This is a genomic window from Pseudomonas corrugata (genome assembly GCF_001269905.1).
In the GTDB taxonomy this organism is placed as follows: Bacteria; Pseudomonadota; Gammaproteobacteria; order Pseudomonadales; family Pseudomonadaceae; genus Aquipseudomonas; species Aquipseudomonas corrugata.
In genome coordinates this window covers 30,425-46,328 of sequence record NZ_LHVK01000007.1, presented here as the reverse complement: position 1 = coordinate 46,328, position 15,904 = coordinate 30,425, and the positions used below count along the sequence as shown (strand labels likewise).

Here is a 15,904-nt window from a genome sequence, read left to right as displayed (position 1 = left end):
CATCGTTATAGCACGCCCCTACGTGCGAATATCTTTTACCATAGTGGCATGGTGATATTTCGCAAGGCGCGTTTGTTTCAAATCGATGCAATTTTTAAGGTAATGAGCTTTATGCGGGGTTTGCTGAGGTGAAAAATTTTAGGTGTGCGCAGCTACTCCGATACTTATATGAGTGCTTAACTTATTGTATTTAATCGTTTTTATTGGGTTGCCATGTGGCATCCATTCCCCAGTTTGATATTTCAGAAACACTGCTGAACACACGCCATGAGCATGCCATCGCCTTGGCTGACTAATGATCCTCCTGTGGGGCATAGACTGCTTCTGGTCGATTTCTGTGTGCCACCAACGGCAGCTATTGGCCGATTTCGGCCTGTCGCGACGGGCAGGAAATCGCCCCCAAAGCAAACGTTTTACTCGACGACTTCTTCGATTCGAATCTGCTATTCAGGAGCCCTAGGCTGACTCGCCTGTGTTGTCACAAGGAAAATTTGTCACTAAAACTGACAACAATACTTGCCTAGGTGAGTCGCACCTCCTATCACTTCGCGAGTACTATCCTTCGGCTTTACCACTCAGAAGCTCGTGCCAACTTTTATCACGAAGAAATTCCGTACAGGTCATAATCTTCGGCTCTATTGATCTGCTATCACCTTTTATTATTTTGTGAAGCTCTGCAATAAACGAACGATAGGCGATTTTTCCATGACATTGAGAGATTTCGATGGGATGCCTTCCATCTTCAGGGAGAAATGTTTTGTTTTTTGGAGGTTTTAGAGAGATACCGGAAGACTTTCTATCCCCTAACTTTTTCTTCATTCTTTCACAATCATACAAGTTTCTTTTGATAACTTCCCTAGCTGAATGTATTTTTGCGGTAAGTTCATCGCGCTTTATTTCCAAAGCATTGCTTAGTGCATCTTGGATCTGCTGTGGGTTGGCGAGCTTGGCTAGGCTCTCCTCAAGGTGATGCGAATTCAGAAATGAGTGCTCTATATCATTTAGAGGGGTAAACATTTCAAAGGTTTTCTCGCATCCATCCAGTTTAAGGCGCGCAGATGCCAGTGCAAGCTCAAATGACATTTCTTCGGTAGTTCTAAAGTCTCGATCTCTGTGTATAACAATTCTCGCGTCAGGTCTAAGTTCACTTAGCAATACGGAAAGCTGTCGCGCACCGGATAAGTTTCCGCAGCCATGATAGGACAAACACGCAAAACTCCCCTCGTAGTTGGCTTTAATAAAAACCTTTATAAAGTCCGCTTCTTTGTCTTCAGTCAAAACTATAAGTTTGTTTTTTGGGTCAAATACTTGTGCGCCAAGTGCAAGGGCTCCGAGCTCCATCAGTATGGGGATCGCAGGGAGTTGGCCGTCTGGGACTGATACTTCTTTACCGGAATCTAACCAAATTACTTTGACATCATGGTCATCCATCATTAACTGGAGTAGTTGAGGTGAATGTGTTGCCAATACGACTCTTGTAGTCGTATTCGTAGTAAGCGCCTTCAGTGCACGATGTAAACGAGTTTGACTGTCTGCATGTAAATGCGCGTCAGGCTCATCAAGTAGAAGGAGTGGTGGTGCATAGAAGCACGCGTACGCAAGAATTTGAATTACTTGCAACATTCCGGTTGACGAGGAGTCGAGTGTGAATTCCAAACCTCTATACTCCACACTTACATCAATATAGCGATCCTTGGCGCTGTTGTGCTTAATGTATACATAAGCACCAGGGTAGCAGTCATTTAAAAAAGTACAAAAGGCACGCCATGAAGATGATTCAGGTAGGTCTTCAATTTCCAAGGCGCCCCTACACCACTCTGAAACTGTATCAGCAGGTAAATCTTTATGTAGAAGGTGGTCTAGAAGAGTTCGCAAATATAGATTTGCGTCACCGTGCATAGCTGCGGCATCAAGTGCACCTCTAGTTTTCCATTCCTCCTTTAGGGGAATGCCTGAAAGCCCAGGAGTGAAAATGGAAAATGGTAAATCCCTGTCTCCAATGGTGGGCATTAGTTTGTCATCTCCCTCGTAGTTTAAGGCGAGGTTTGCATTTTTTCCTCTCGTTACAGCAACTGATAGAGAAAGCGTTTCGGCTTCTTCGTTTTGTTTAGAAAGTGTGCACTCGAACCCAAGCTTGAAACCTTTGGTTTGGCTAGCAGCATCTCCATGCCTTAAGCTCAAAAGCTTTTCGGTAGGACGATAAAAAACCTCGTCCAATGCTAATGTTTTTAGCTTTCTAATAGTTCGACCTGTATTCTCAATATAAGCAGATTGCATTAGTGACGTGCAGAGCTGTGCTGCCTGAAGAATACTACTTTTTCCACTGGTATTGCCCCCTACTAACACAGTGATAGGCTTAAGAACTATTTCCTGATTTTCAATTTTTTTAAAATTTTGGATGTATATTTTATCAACGCGAACTCCAGTCATTTCTCTATCCCCTCAGGCTTTGATATCACTACAATATCACAGCGTCGTGGCGTTGAGTTACAGGGGGTAATTGATCACAAGGCTCCATGGTTCATCGTATTAGAGGGATAGGCTAGTACTTCTTTCAAACCCTAGCAAAGAAGCGTGATTTATCGATTTTCCGAGCTATGCCTTCACTAATGCTTGAAGGCCATCATCGGCGCCACCGTCCGCTATTGGCCGTTGTCTGCCACTTGAGGAGGACGGAGTCAAAATGGAAACCCGGCGCGTAACGCCGGGTTTTTTGTTGGGAAACGCTTACTTACTGCCTCGGCTCCACATTATCCAACACCCGATTCGCCAACAACGAGCTCAGCTCAATCAACTGCTGAATCCCCATCGCCAAATGACGCCGCGAGCCATCCAGGTCGAACGCCAGATCAGTAACCATGGCATCGGCTGACGCCAGCGTTTCACTCAGGTTAGCGAGCATGCACTCGTTATCGAGGCCTCTCACAACGGTGAAAACCTGCCCCGGTTTTGGTTCGTCTTTGGATTGATCCGGCTTCGGCAGCAAGTAGTGATCGAGCACACGTTTGGTGGTTTCGTCTTGCTGCTTGGCTTTCGATTTTGCGGATTGCGGGGTGGGGTCTGCATCTGGGGGATTTGGAGTTGCTTTGAACATTTTCACGTTTCCTTTGTTAGTAGGCCGCTACCGTCTCGCTACTAAACGAAAGGGAGGCAGCTGTGCGCAAGTTAGTAGACCGGTAGGAAAACGGAAAACCCGGCGCGCCCGAAGGCGCCATGCGCACAGCCACCATCGAGTGCGGGCAATGCCCGACTGATGAGACTCATGCGACCGTATCCTTAACCGGGCTACTAAACCCGACCACTGATGAGCAGTGGCAAGGAAACGATAGAGCCCCGGAACAAGGCGCACAAGCGGGCGGATTCTGGCGTAGTTGTAGGCAAAGGCGCAAGGATGCGTGGCTTGGTGGTGGGGTGTAGGTGGGGGCTGTAGGAGGAGGGATTTTGGGGGATGCAGGGGGTGGTTTTCGCTTGGAACCGCGTTGAGTTCATCGCGAGCAGGCTCGCTCCCACAGGGGTATGCGGTTCGCTTAAAGGTTTGTCGATTCAGTTGTGGCGGGGGGAGCGCAGTTCTTCTCAGCCTGTCTGACGCGTCCCGTGCTCGGGTTTTGGGGGCGCTTTGCGCCCCAGCGGGGATGAATCCCCTCGCCACAGGTTTATCTACTTTCTCTGGTGAACAGCATTGGTCCCACAGAGGTGTGGGTAGGTGCTATTTGCGCTTGAGCATCTCTGGCAACTGCGCCACCAGTTTCTGGTTGTTCAGCGGTGCGCGGATGAAGCCGCGTTGGTGGCCGTCCGGGCCGATGACGGCGAGGTTGCCGCTGTGGTCGACGGTATAGTTGGGTTTGCTGGTGTCCGCCGGGATGAACGGGATGCTCACCGCGTTGGCGAGTTTTTGCAGGTCTTCGATGGATGAAGCGGTGAGGCCTATGAACTGTGGGTCGAAGTAGCCCAGGTACTGCTTGAGCTGTTTGGGCGTGTCGCGGTTCGGGTCGACGCTGACCAGTACGATCTGCAACTTATCCACAGCCTCTTTCGGCAACTCGCTCTTGATCTGGCGCAGTTGGGCGAGGGTGGTCGGGCAGATGTCCGGGCAGAAGGTGTAGCCGAAGAACAGCAGGCTCCATTTGCCTTTCAAGCCGTCCACGGCCACGGGCTGGCCGTCCTGGTCGGTCATTTTCACGTCCGGCAGGGTGCGGGCCTGGGGCAGCAGGATGATGCCGGCGTCGATCAGCGCCGTCGGGTCGCCTTCACCCTTGCCGGACAGCACTTTGTTGACGGTGAGGCCGAGAATCAGTGCGATCACGGCCACGAGGATGAAGACGGTTTTCTGGGTTCGGGTCATAGGCTCAACAGTAAGTAATGATCTACAAGCAGGGCGATGAACAGCAGGAACAAGTAGTAGATAGAGTACTTGAACGTGTTGATCGCCGCGTGCGGCCGACTGCCACGGTACAACACCACGGCCCATTGCAGGAACCGCGCGCCGAGCACCAGCGCGCACACCAGGTAGAGCAGCCCGCTCATCTGGATCACGAACGGCATCAGGCTCACCGCCAGCAGCACCAGGGTGTAGAGCAGGATGTGGATTTTGGTGTAGTGCTCACCGTGGGTGACCGGCAGCATCGGGATGTCGGCCTTGGCGTATTCCTCCTTGCGATGGATCGCCAGGGCCCAGAAGTGCGGCGGGGTCCAGGCGAAGATGATCAGCACCAGCAACAGCGGTTCGGCGCTGACATGGCCGGTGGCGGCGACCCAACCCAGCAGCGGCGGTGCGGCACCGGCCAGGCCGCCGATGACGATGTTCTGCGGCGTCGCGCGCTTGAGGAAACCGGTGTAGATGACTGCATAGCCCAGCAAGGAGGCCAAGGTCAGCCAGGCCGTCAGCGGGTTGGTGAAGGCCAGCAGCAGGGCCTGGCCGATCACCGCCAGGGCCAGGGCGAAGGTCAGTGCGGCGGCCGGCGAAACCCGGCCTTCGGCCAAGGGGCGTTTGTGGGTGCGGGCCATCACGGCGTCGATGCGTCGGTCCACCACGTGGTTGACCGCCGCCGCGCCGCCGGCACACAGGGCGATCCCCAGGTTGCCGAACACCAGCACCGTCCACGGCACGCCGGCGCGGGTGGCGAGGAACATGCCGACCAGTGAGGTGATCAGCATCAGCACCACCACTTTCGGCTTGGTCAGCTCCAGATAGTCGCGCCAGATCGCCTGGCTGCGGCGTGCACCGGTCAGGGTTGCCATGGCATCTCTCCTTTTATTGTGATGGGGCTGGTGCCGTGTTTATGCGGGTTGAACCGCCAGCGCAGCGGGACTTGATGCTTGACCCGGACCAGGCTGGTACGGGCGTGATAATTGACCAGCACCAGGGTCAGCAGCAGCGTTGCGCCCCCGGCATTGTGGGCGACGGCCACCGGCAGCGGCAGGTGGAACACCACGTTGCTGATGCCCAGGGTGATCTGCGCCGTCAGCGCGACCAGCACCAGGCCCGCCAGGCGGGTCATACCCACCGCTTTCAATTGCCAGGCCAGGCCCAGCAGCACTACCGTCACCAGCAACGCGCCGATCCGGTGGGTCAGGTGAATGGCGGTGCGGGCGTCGCTGTCGAGTTGGCCGCCCAGGTAGTTCGGGCCGATGTGTTGGGTCAGGTGGAAGCCATTGGCGAAGTCCGCCGCTGGCAGCCATTGGCCGTGACAGGTGGGGAAGTCGATACAGGCCACTGCGGCGTAATTGGAGCTGACCCAGCCACCGAGGGCGATCTGCCCGATCACCAGCAGCAGCCCGGCCGTGGCCCAATGTTGCAGGCGCTTGGGCACGGTCAGCGCCGGCAGCACCCCGGACAATCGCAAGGTGAGCAGGAACAGCAGGCTCAACGTCGCGAAGCCGCCCAGCAAATGTCCGGTCACCACCTGCGGCCATAACTTCAGGGTTACGGTCCACATGCCGAATGCCGCTTGCGCGAAGACCACCGCCAGCAGGAACAGCGGCAACTTCAAGGGCTGGCCCGGGCGGTGGCGGTTCATCCAGGACCGTGCCGCCAACGCTACGATCATCAAGCCCAGGGTCCCGGCGAAGTAGCGATGGACCATCTCGTTCCAGCCCTTGTGGGCTTCCACCGGGGTATCGGGAAAATGCAGTTCGGCATGGGCCAGTTGGGCTTCGCTCTTGGGCACGCTGATGAATCCGTAGCAACCGGGCCAGTCCGGGCAACCGAGGCCGGCGTGGGTCAGGCGGGTGTAGGCGCCCAGCAATACGACGATCAGTGCCAGCAGGGTGGCAAACAGCGCAAGGCGAAATCCTGGTTTGGCCATGTCGATGCCCTCATCCGATGTTCGACAGTTTCAGCAGGTGCCGCAGGTCGTTGAGCAGGTCCTTGCCCTTGACCCGCGCGTCGTAGCGCAGCACCAGGTTGCTGTGGGGATCGATGATCCACAGCTGGGCGCCGTCGGTGTTCTGGACGTCTTTCTGATAGACCGGCAGGTCCAGCGGGTAGCGTTGCAGTTGTGGGTATTCGCGCTGCAGCTGGGCGTCGTATTCGGCATCCAGCGGTTGGGCGATGGCCAGGGCATGGCTGGCACGGGACGCGTCGCGACCGAGGCCGATCTGCACCTGCCGGGCCAGGTACACCAGTTGCCGGCAGTCCACCGAGCATTCCTTCGGCGCTGTGACGAGGATCTGCCAGCGCTGCTCATCGGCCTGTACGCCGATCTCGGCGCGGGTCTGGCCGGTGCCGATCAGTTCGCCGTGATAGCTGCGGCTGTCCGGCACCCAGAACTGGAATTTGTACATGCCGGTGGCCAGGATCATCGGGCCGATCACCCCGAATACGATCAGCAGCAGTTGCAGGCGGCCCTTGCGACGGTCGCGTGCGGAGGGTGCCTCAGACGTGTTGGTTGGATTCATGGCAGTTCCCATGGTGTCTCCCTGCGTTATGCCATCCGAGATAAAGGAAAAGGCCGAACAGTGCCGCCGCCATGGCGAACCACTGCACGGCATAACCGAGGTGTTTTTCCGGCCCCATGCTCACCACCGGCCAATCGGTCCGGTAGGCGCCAGGGCCGCCTTGTTGGCGCAATTCGTAGGCGAAACCGTGGCGGCCCAGCTCGGCCCAGAGCTTGTCCGGTTCGATGGTGGTGACCAGGCGTGGCCACGGTGCGCCGGTGGGGTCGGCGTGGAGCTGGAACGTGGTGCCGGGCGCGACGTAGACCCAGGCCTGCACGCTCACGGATTGTTCGGGGGTGTCGAAGACCGGCGGGGTGCGGCGGTCAGGCCAGGGCAGCCAGCCGCGGTTGACCAGCAGCCACAGTCCGCTCCGGTGGTCGAGAAAGGGTTGCAGCAATTCGACGCCGACCTTGCCGTCGTGCTGGCGGTTATCCAGCAGGATGCTGTGTTCGGCGTCGAACTGACCGCTCAGTTGCACCGGCCGAAAGGCCGGATCCGCCGTCTGTTGCAGTTCGGCGCTGTCCATCGGCGGCGCCACGCGACGCTCGGCGTAATTCGCCATGAGCACGCGCTTCTGTTCGCCGCGGCTCAATTGCCAGAAGCCCAGGCACACCATGACCGGGACCAGGATGGCCACCACCAGAGACGGCACGAGGCCCGGCCGGAAGCCTTTCATGGCGCCGCCCGAAAGTCGTCGAACGGGAAAGCTATACTCACGTGCATCGCGTCCCCCCGGAGTGTCCCTGATGCTAAAAGCAGCCATCGTCCTGATGCTGATCGCCACCGTTGTCAGCCTGTTCAGCGGCCTGTTTTTTCTGGTCAAGGACGAAAGCGATTCCAATCGCCTGATGATCGCCCTGGCGATTCGGGTCAGCCTGGCCGCTGTCACCGTCGGCTTGATTGCCTGGGGCTTCTTCAGCGGCCAGTTGGTGTCCCACGCACCTTGGTAAACAGCGCCCTAGAGCACGTAGACGAAGATGAACAACCCGATCCACACCACATCGACGAAGTGCCAGTACCAGCTCGCCGCCTCAAAGCCGAACTGATGCTCGTTGTCGAAGTGCCCGCGCATGATGCGCATCAGCATGACGAACAGGATGATCGTGCCGATGGTGACGTGGGCGCCGTGGAAACCGGTGAGCATGAAGAACGTCGCGCCGTAGACACCGGAGCCCAGGGTCAGGCCCAGTTCCTTGTAGGCGTGGATGTATTCTTCAGCCTGGAAGCTCAGGAATGCGCAACCCAGTAGCACAGTGATCGCCAGCCAGAGCTTCAGCGCGCCACGGTGGCCTTTTTTCAAGGCATGGTGGGCGATGGTGACCGTGACGCTGGAGCTGACCAGCAGCACGGTGTTGAGCAGCGGCAGGCCCCAGGGGCTGATGACTTCCTTGGGCGCCGGGAAGAGTTTCGGGTCGGGGTTGTTCAGCAAGGGCCAGGTGAACTGGAAGTTCGGCCAGAGCATATGGGCCAGGCCCTTGGTGCCTTCGCCGCCCAGGGCCGGTCCCGACACATGGCGCACGTAGAACAGCGCCCCGAAGAAGGCGATGAAGAACATCACCTCGGAAAAGATGAACCAGCTCATGCCCCAGCGAAACGAGCGATCGAGCTGCGGGCTGTACAGCCCGGCGCGGCTTTCCTTGACCACCGCGCCGAACCAGCCGAACAGCATGTAGGCCACCAGCAGGCCGCCGACGAAGAAGATCAGCGGGCCGTGGGATTCCGGTCGGGCAGCCTTCAGGTCGTTGAACCAGGTCGCCAGGCCATACACTGTGACGAACATCCCGACCGTGGCGATGATCGGCCACTTGCTCTGGGCCGGAACGTAATAGTGTTCGTGAGTTGCCATTTATTGTTCTCCTTATCGGGCACGCTATCGTTCAGTGTTTTGAGCCACCGGTGGATGACGAGCGGTGATATCGAACAGCGTGTAGGACAGCGTCAGGTGCTTCACATCCTTGGGCATGTCCCGGTCGACGATGAAGCGCATGGGCATTTCGATCCGTTCACCGGGTTGCAGCACTTGCTGGGTAAAACAAAAACATTCGGTCTTGTGGAAATACGCCGCCGCGTTACTCGGCGCGATGCTCGGAACGGCCTGGGCACTCATCGGCCGGTCGGTGGGGTTGTGGGCCACGAACACCATCTCGTTCACCGCGCCCGGCTGGACCACCAACTGATCGCCCTTGGGGTAGAAGTCCCAGGGCATGTCCACCGCATTGGTCGACAGGAACTGCACGCGAACCTGCCGCGACACATCGGCCACCTGCTCGCCTTCGTACTGCCCGGCGGTCTTGCCATTGATGCCGAACGCCTTGCACATCACGTTGTAGATCGGCACCAGGGCAAAGCCGAAGACGAACATCGCCACCACCACGATCATCAGGCGGGTGATCAGTTTCTTCAGTGAAATCGAGTCAGCCATGGTTCCCAACCTCCCCACGAACCCCTGTGGGAGCGAGCCTGCTCGCGATAGCGGTGCATCTGGCACACCGAGTCGCGTCTATCGCGAGCAGGCTCGCTCCCACAAGGGCAACCGTGTTCATTTCACTTCCGGCGGCGTGGTAAAGGTGTGATACGGCGCCGGTGACGGCACGCTCCACTCCAGCCCTTCGGCGCCATCCCACGGCTTGGCCGGTGCTGGCGGGCCGCCACGGATGGTCTTGATCACAATGAACAGGAAGAAGATCTGCGTGGTGCCGAACATGAACGCGCCGATGGACGACACCATGTTGAAGTCGGCGAATTGCAGGTTGTAGTCCGGAATCCGCCGGGGCATGCCCGCCAGGCCGACGAAGTGCATGGGGAAGAACGCCATGTTCATCCCGATGAACGACAGCCAGAAGTGCAGCTTGCCGAGGGTTTCGTCGTACATGTGGCCGGTCCATTTCGGCAGCCAGTAGTAGGCCGAGGCGAAGATCCCGAAGATCGCGCCGGGCACCAGCACATAGTGGAAGTGCGCGACCACGAAGTAGGTGTCCTGGTACTGGAAGTCCGCCGGGGCGATGGCCAGCATCAGCCCGGAGAAGCCACCGATGGAGAACAGGATCACGAACGCCACGGCAAACAGCATCGGCGTCTCGAAGGTCAGCGAGCCTTGCCACATGGTGCTGGCCCAGTTGAACACCTTCACCCCGGTGGGCACGGCGATCAGCAGGGTGGCGTACATGAAGAACAGCTCGCCCACCAGCGGAATGCCCACCACGAACATGTGGTGCGCCCAGACGATGAACGACAGGAACGCAATGGCCGCCGTGGCGTAGACCATCGAGGTGTAGCCGAACAGCGGCTTGCGCGAGAACGCCGGGATGATCGAGCTGACGGCACCGAAGGCCGGCAGGATCATGATGTACACCTCGGGGTGACCGAAGAACCAGAACACGTGCTGGAACAGCACCGGATCACCGCCGCCGGCGGCACTGAAGAAGCTGGTGCCGAAGTGGATGTCCATCAGCATCATCGTCACGCAACCGGCCAGCACCGGCATCACCGCGATCAGCAGGAACGCGGTGATCAGCCAGGTCCAGACGAACAGCGGCATTTTCATCAGCGTCATGCCGGGGGCGCGCAGGTTGAGGATGGTGGCGATCACGTTGATCGCGCCCATGATCGAACTGATCCCCATCAGGTGGATGGCGAAGATGAAGAACGTCACGCTTTCCGGCGCGTAGGTGGTGGACAGCGGGGCGTAGAAGGTCCAGCCGAAGTTCGGCCCGCCCCCCGCCGTGAACAGCGTGGACACCAGCAGCAGGAAGGCGGCCGGCAGCAGCCAGAAGCTGAAGTTGTTCATGCGCGGCAGGGCCATGTCCGGCGCGCCGATCATTAACGGGATCATCCAGTTGGCGAGGCCGACGAAGGCCGGCATCACCGCGCCGAAAACCATCACCAGGCCATGCATGGTGGTCATCTGGTTGAAGAACGCCGGTTCCACGATCTGCAGGCCGGGCTGGAACAGTTCGGCGCGGATCACCATGGCGAACGAGCCGCCCAGCAGGAACATGGAGAAGGCGAACCACAGGTACAGCGTGCCGATATCCTTGTGGTTGGTGGTCAGTACCCAGCGCATCAGGCCCTTGGCGGGGCCGTGGGCGTGGTCGGCGCCGGCATGACCGTGGTCATCGATCACAGCACTCATGTCCTGTCTCCTTCGAACGAATGGGCTGGTCGGCGCGGGGCGATGAGCCCCGACCGGTTGCGGGAACACACGTCAGGCCGGCTCATTTGCTTTCCGCCTGTTTGAGTTCCAGCACTTCTTTCGGCGTAACCATGTCGCCCTTGTTGTTACCCCAGGCGTTACGTTCATAGGTCACGACGGCGGCGATATCGACTTCCGACAGTTGCTTGCCGAACGCGGCCATGGCGGTCCCCGGTTTGCCGTGGAAAACCAGGCTCAGGTGATCGGCCTTCGGCCCGGTGGCAATCTTCGAGCCCTTGAGTGCCGGGAACATCGGTGGCAGGCCCTGGCCTTCGGCCTGGTGACAGGCCACGCAGGTGGTGTGGTAGATCTTGTCGCCACGTTCCTTGAGTTCTTCCAGGGTCCATTCCTTGCTGGTCAGCTCTTTGAGCTGCGCGGCTTCGGCCTTGCGTTCGGCCAGCCATTTTTCGTAGTCGGGCTTGCTCTTGACCTCGACCACGATGGGCATGAAACCGTGGTCCTTGCCGCACAGCTCTGCACACTGGCCGCGATACACGCCGGGCTTGTCGACCCGGGTCCAGGCTTCGTTGACGAACCCGGGAATGGCGTCGCGCTTGACCGCGAAGGCCGGTACCCACCAGGAATGGATCACGTCGGCGGAGGTCACCAAAAAGCGCACCTTGGCGTCGACCGGCAGCACCAGCGGCTTGTCGACTTCCAGCAGGTAATGTTCGCCCTTGGTGCTTTGGTTATGGATCTGTTCGGCGGGTGTGGTCAGGTTGCTGAAGAACTCGACGTCCTGGCCCAGGTATTTGTAGTGCCACTTCCATTGGTAGCCGGTGATCTGGATATCGATGTCCGACTCGCTGGAGTCGTACATCTTGATCAGGGTCGCGGTGGCGGGAATCGCCATGGCCACCAGAATCAGGAAGGGCACGATGGTCCAGAGGATCTCGACGCGGGTGTTTTCGTGGAAGTGGGCCGCGTTCTGGCCGGTCGAGCGGCGGTGCATCATCATCGACCAGAACATGGCGCCGAAGACGATGAGGCCGATCACTACACAGATCCAGAAGATGGTCATGTGCAGGTCGAATACTGCATTGCTGATCTGTGTCGCTCCAGGCGCCATATTCACAGTCCAGGCGGCTTGCGCCTGGCTGAAAATCGAACACAACAGGAGGCCCATCCAAACATGTGGATGTCGCGTCATTGCGGGTTCCCCTTATCGTTCTTGTTATCCCGTAGGCGTAACGCCTGCGGCAAGGAGAGCGGCTACATCAGACTACGAACTCGAACCGCCGTGCCTTGCTGCCGTACATCGGGTTCATCAGCTAACTCCATTCAGATCCGAGTATAGACAGCGACTGCAACCTCGCAACGCGACGGCGTAAATCGTTTGAAACAGACGGGACTTGCGCTGGAGGCCACGAATGGAGAAGGATGCGAAACCAGATGATGGCAAACCGATATAACAGCGTTGCATCAAGGAAGAGGCATTTATGACAAATAGGTCTTAGGCGTGTTTATTCGCCAGCTAAGTTATGTCTTCCCTATTTCATTGCCTTTGTTTTCCTGGAGTTGTCATGAACACCGCCGCATTGCGCGAGCAGATCCAAAAAGCCCAACAACACGAAGCCGAGACGGGGCAGTTGGCCCTTCAGTTGGAAGGCCAGTTACCGCACCTGCACCGGGCTATCCAGTTGCCAGAGACGAACGCTAACGACGTCCTGGCGCGGTTTGTTGCTGCCTATATCGATGAAGTCCCCGACTTGCTGGATGCCGCCAACGAGGTTGCCAAGGAGGCGGGCATCGAGCCGCAAATCAAACCGGTGCTGACAATCGCCGAGCAGTACTTCCTCCAGCCGCCGTCGATCATGGCCGGCCATGTCGGGCTCGACAGCCTGTTGGATGAGGCCTACCTGGCGCATCGATTTGTCGAAGAGGTCAATGACCTGTACATCAAGCATTTCGGCCAGCCATTGATCCCCCTGGACATGACGGTCGCCAATCTGATTGCCCACCAGTTGATCGGCGAAACCTTTGCCAACCAGCTCGACGAAGTGGTGCATCACGCCTTTGATGAGATGCTCAACGAAGAGACGTTTGCCTTGGAGTCGGTAGAAACCTACCGCGAGAAACTCAGCAGCCCAGACACCGGCGCCGCCTGGAAGCGCTGGCCGTGCATGTCGCGGCGCTTGGGTGTGGGACTGGAGCTGGATCAGCCGGCGGCTTGATCCAGAGCTGAATTCACCAAACTCTTGTGGGAGCGAGCCTGCTCGCGATAGCGGTCTGTCAGCCGACTAAAATGTTGCCTGATGCACCGCCATCGCGAGCAGGCTCGCTCCCACATTCGTTCATCAGGGTGTCAGGACGCCGCAGCGCCAATCCCCGTCGTCGTTCGCAACCGTCCCTCCAACCGGCGCTTGAGCCCGCGGGACTCGATCAGCAGCTTCGATCCCTTACTGGCGTTCGCCCGGCCCCATTCTTCCAACAACTCCAGGCACGAATGGTCGATGTAGCTCAGGTTGTTGAGCGGCACATGCACCGTCACGCCCTCGGGGATGGTCCCCAACACCTGGGTCAACGCCGGCACCTTGAGGAAGGTCGCGGCACCGATCAGGCGCAGCTCCATCTCTCCTTCCCTGGGAAGATCGACCAGGCTGATTTTCAGTCGCGAGGCTTTCCAGGCCAATTTCGCCAGGGTCAGGCCGAAACCGATCAGCACACCGGTCAGCAAGTCGGTGAAGATGATCGCCAACGCCGTTGCGGCATAAGTGAACATCGGCATCCGGCCATAACGGCCAAGGCCACGAAACGCCTTGAGATCCACCAGTTTGAAGCCGGTGTAGACCAGCACGCCCGCCAGGCTTGCCACCGGAATGCTTTGCAGCACACTGGACAGCAACAGGACGAAGAGCAGCAACCACAGGCCATGGAAAATCGTCGACATCCGCGTGGTGGCCCCGGCCTGGACGTTGGCCGAGCTGCGCACGATCACCCCGGTCATTGGCAAGGCGCCGAGCAAGCCGCAGAGCATGTTGCCGATACCTTGGGCGGACAGTTCCCGGTCGAAGTCCGCACGCTCGCCGCTGTGCATGCGATCCACCGCGGCCGCCGACAGCAGGGTTTCAGCGCTGGCGATAAAGGCCACCGCGAATGCCGCGATCAGTAGCGTGGGATCGGCCAGGTTCAGCAGGTCCGCCGGGCGCAGCCAGTCGATGGCTTCGGCGAGGTTGTCCGGCACTTCGACACGCTTGATCTGCAAGGCCAGCAGGAGGCTGGCAGCGGTGGCCAAGCCTACGCCGAGCAAGGCGCCGGGTATGAAGCGCAGGCGATGAGGGCGAAACTTTTCCCACAGCCACATCACCGCAATCGTCGACAGCCCCAGCAGGCCGGCCTGCCAGCCGAACGACGGCAACGCCTGGGCGACTGCGCCGGGGAACGCCGCCAGGTTATCCAGCCCTGACGGCTTGGGCGCCGCATCGAGCATCACATGGACTTGGGACAGCACGATCAGCACACCAATACCCGCCAGCATGCCGTAGACCACGGCCGGCGCGGTTACCCGGAACCAGCAGCCCAGGCGAAAACGCCCGGCCAGTAATTGCAGGAGCCCCGCCAGCAACAGGATCGGTCCGAGCATGCCTACGCCATGTTGGCGCACCAGTTCGAAAACCAGTACCGCCAACCCGGCGGCCGGCCCGCTGACTTGCAACTTCGAACCGGCGAAAAAGCCCACGATCAGACCACCGACGATACCGGTGATCAAGCCCTTGGCGGGCGGTAGGCCGGATGCAATGGCGATGCCCATGCACAAGGGCAGCGCCACCAGAAACACAACCACCGAAGCCAGCAGCTCCCGTGGCAGAACAGCTTTCAATTGAGCGGCACGCATGGTGACTCTCCCGAAGATTCTTCAGGCATGGCAAGGCCCGGCCGCTCGAAGAGCAGACAGGGCTTTACCACGCAAAAATTTATTTAGGAGCGATTAGAAGCGCGCTTTGGGCGTCGCGACCGGGATCGGTTGGCTGCCATCGAGCGGCAGGAAACGACCCTGGTCCGCGTCGAAAGCTTTGATCTCGCTGGTCTCGATGTTGTACACCCAGCCATGGATGAACAACTGGCCGCTGGCCATGCGCGAGGCCACCGAAGGGTGCGTTCGCAAATGATGCAACTGCGCGATCACGTTTTCTTCGGTGAGGATGGGCATGGTCTGTTTTTCGTCGCCACACGGGCAGTTGTCGTGGACCATGGTCTTGGCCACCTCGGCGTGGCGCAACCAGGCTTTGACCGTGGGCATTTTTTCCAGGGTTTGGGGATTGAGCACCGCGCGCATGGCACCGCAGTCGGAATGGCCGCACACAATGATGTGCTGCACCCCAAGGGCCAGCACGGCGTATTCGATGGCGGTGGAGACGCCGCCATTCATTTGTCCATAAGGCGGAACGACGTTGCCGACGTTGCGGGTCACGAACAAGTCGCCTGGAGAGCTGTGGGTGATCAGCTCGGGCACGATGCGCGAATCGGCGCAGGTGATGAACATTGCCCTGGGCGATTGGGCGGTGGCGAGTTTCTTGAAGAGTTCTTCCTGCTGCGGGAAGACTTCGTGATGGAAATGCAAAAAGCCGTCAACAATATGCTGCAGCGCTGCATCGGCGGTTTCCGCCTCGGGTTGGGCTGAAGCCGACGCAGCCAACGGCTGTTTATCCTTGTCACTCATGATTCATCCTCATAACGCCAGTGGCTGGTTAAAAAACATCCAGGTCGAAGGGGTCGACCCGTCAGTCACTCGATGAGCAAGGTAGCGGTCGAAACTTAACTCAAACTGAATCGAAG

Annotated in this window: 15 protein-coding genes; 2 read left to right on the top strand and 13 right to left on the bottom strand. The window is 58.5% G+C overall.

Features of this window, described 5'->3' with window-relative positions; translation table 11 throughout:
* Positions 1-555: 555 nt before the first annotated feature.
* The 7 genes from AD665_RS26805 to AD665_RS09875 all read right to left on the bottom strand — a co-directional run bounded on the left by AD665_RS26805 (position 556) and on the right by AD665_RS09875 (position 7,612).
* Positions 556-2,430, bottom strand: a complete 1,875-nt coding sequence (locus AD665_RS26805) for an AAA family ATPase (protein ID WP_057432283.1) — start codon at positions 2,428-2,430, stop codon at positions 556-558.
* A 301-nt stretch (positions 2,431-2,731) separates the two neighbouring features.
* On the bottom strand, positions 2,732-3,094 hold the full coding sequence (locus AD665_RS09900; protein ID WP_053191917.1) for a DUF6124 family protein: 363 nt from the start codon (positions 3,092-3,094) through the stop codon (positions 2,732-2,734).
* Between the two features lie 612 nt (positions 3,095-3,706).
* Positions 3,707-4,342, bottom strand: coding sequence for an SCO family protein (locus tag AD665_RS09895; RefSeq protein ID WP_053191915.1), 636 nt, complete (start codon positions 4,340-4,342; stop codon positions 3,707-3,709).
* Positions 4,339-5,238 carry a heme o synthase gene (gene cyoE, locus AD665_RS09890; protein WP_024778451.1) on the bottom strand — a complete coding sequence of 300 codons (900 nt, stop codon included), beginning with the start codon at positions 5,236-5,238 and terminating at the stop codon, positions 4,339-4,341. The genes AD665_RS09895 and cyoE overlap by 4 nt, the downstream gene beginning before the upstream one ends.
* On the bottom strand, positions 5,226-6,305 hold the full coding sequence (locus AD665_RS09885) for a COX15/CtaA family protein (RefSeq protein ID WP_053191913.1): 1,080 nt from the start codon (positions 6,303-6,305) through the stop codon (positions 5,226-5,228). The genes cyoE and AD665_RS09885 overlap by 13 nt, the downstream gene beginning before the upstream one ends.
* A 10-nt stretch (positions 6,306-6,315) precedes the next feature.
* A complete protein-coding gene (locus AD665_RS09880) occupies positions 6,316-6,909 on the bottom strand; it encodes a hypothetical protein (protein ID WP_024778453.1) in 594 nt (197 codons plus the stop codon).
* Positions 6,875-7,612, bottom strand: a complete 738-nt coding sequence (locus tag AD665_RS09875; protein WP_053191911.1) for an SURF1 family protein — start codon at positions 7,610-7,612, stop codon at positions 6,875-6,877. Before AD665_RS09875 ends, AD665_RS09880 begins: the two co-directional genes overlap by 35 nt.
* Positions 7,613-7,682: 70 nt before the next feature.
* Here AD665_RS09875 and AD665_RS09870 point away from each other — a divergent pair, with 70 nt between their 5' ends.
* Complete coding sequence (locus AD665_RS09870) at positions 7,683-7,886, top strand: twin transmembrane helix small protein (protein WP_024778455.1); 204 nt, start codon at positions 7,683-7,685, stop codon at positions 7,884-7,886.
* Between the two features lie 8 nt (positions 7,887-7,894).
* Here AD665_RS09870 and AD665_RS09865 read toward each other — a convergent pair whose 3' ends face one another.
* From AD665_RS09865 to coxB, 4 genes are all read right to left on the bottom strand, one after another.
* Positions 7,895-8,782: a cytochrome c oxidase subunit 3 gene (locus AD665_RS09865; protein WP_024778456.1), complete on the bottom strand. Its 888-nt coding sequence runs from the start codon at positions 8,780-8,782 to the stop codon at positions 7,895-7,897.
* A 24-nt stretch (positions 8,783-8,806) separates the two neighbouring features.
* Positions 8,807-9,358: a cytochrome c oxidase assembly protein gene (locus tag AD665_RS09860; RefSeq protein ID WP_024778457.1), complete on the bottom strand. Its 552-nt coding sequence runs from the start codon at positions 9,356-9,358 to the stop codon at positions 8,807-8,809.
* 117 nt (positions 9,359-9,475) lie between these two features.
* On the bottom strand, positions 9,476-11,068 hold the full coding sequence (gene ctaD, locus AD665_RS09855) for a cytochrome c oxidase subunit I (RefSeq protein ID WP_024778458.1): 1,593 nt from the start codon (positions 11,066-11,068) through the stop codon (positions 9,476-9,478).
* Between the two features lie 82 nt (positions 11,069-11,150).
* Complete coding sequence (gene coxB, locus AD665_RS09850) at positions 11,151-12,278, bottom strand: cytochrome c oxidase subunit II (protein ID WP_024778459.1); 1,128 nt, start codon at positions 12,276-12,278, stop codon at positions 11,151-11,153.
* 373 nt (positions 12,279-12,651) lie between these two features.
* On the opposite strand from coxB, the gene AD665_RS09845 reads away from it, so the two are divergent.
* Complete coding sequence (locus AD665_RS09845) at positions 12,652-13,302, top strand: hypothetical protein (protein ID WP_024778460.1); 651 nt, start codon at positions 12,652-12,654, stop codon at positions 13,300-13,302.
* A 131-nt stretch (positions 13,303-13,433) separates the two neighbouring features.
* Here the strand turns inward: AD665_RS09845 and AD665_RS09840 are convergent, their stop codons facing one another.
* Both AD665_RS09840 and AD665_RS09835 read right to left on the bottom strand, forming a co-directional pair.
* Complete coding sequence (locus AD665_RS09840; RefSeq protein WP_024778461.1) at positions 13,434-14,963, bottom strand: SulP family inorganic anion transporter; 1,530 nt, start codon at positions 14,961-14,963, stop codon at positions 13,434-13,436.
* Between the two features lie 93 nt (positions 14,964-15,056).
* Complete coding sequence (locus AD665_RS09835; protein WP_024778462.1) at positions 15,057-15,788, bottom strand: carbonic anhydrase; 732 nt, start codon at positions 15,786-15,788, stop codon at positions 15,057-15,059.
* Positions 15,789-15,904 lie beyond the last annotated feature (116 nt).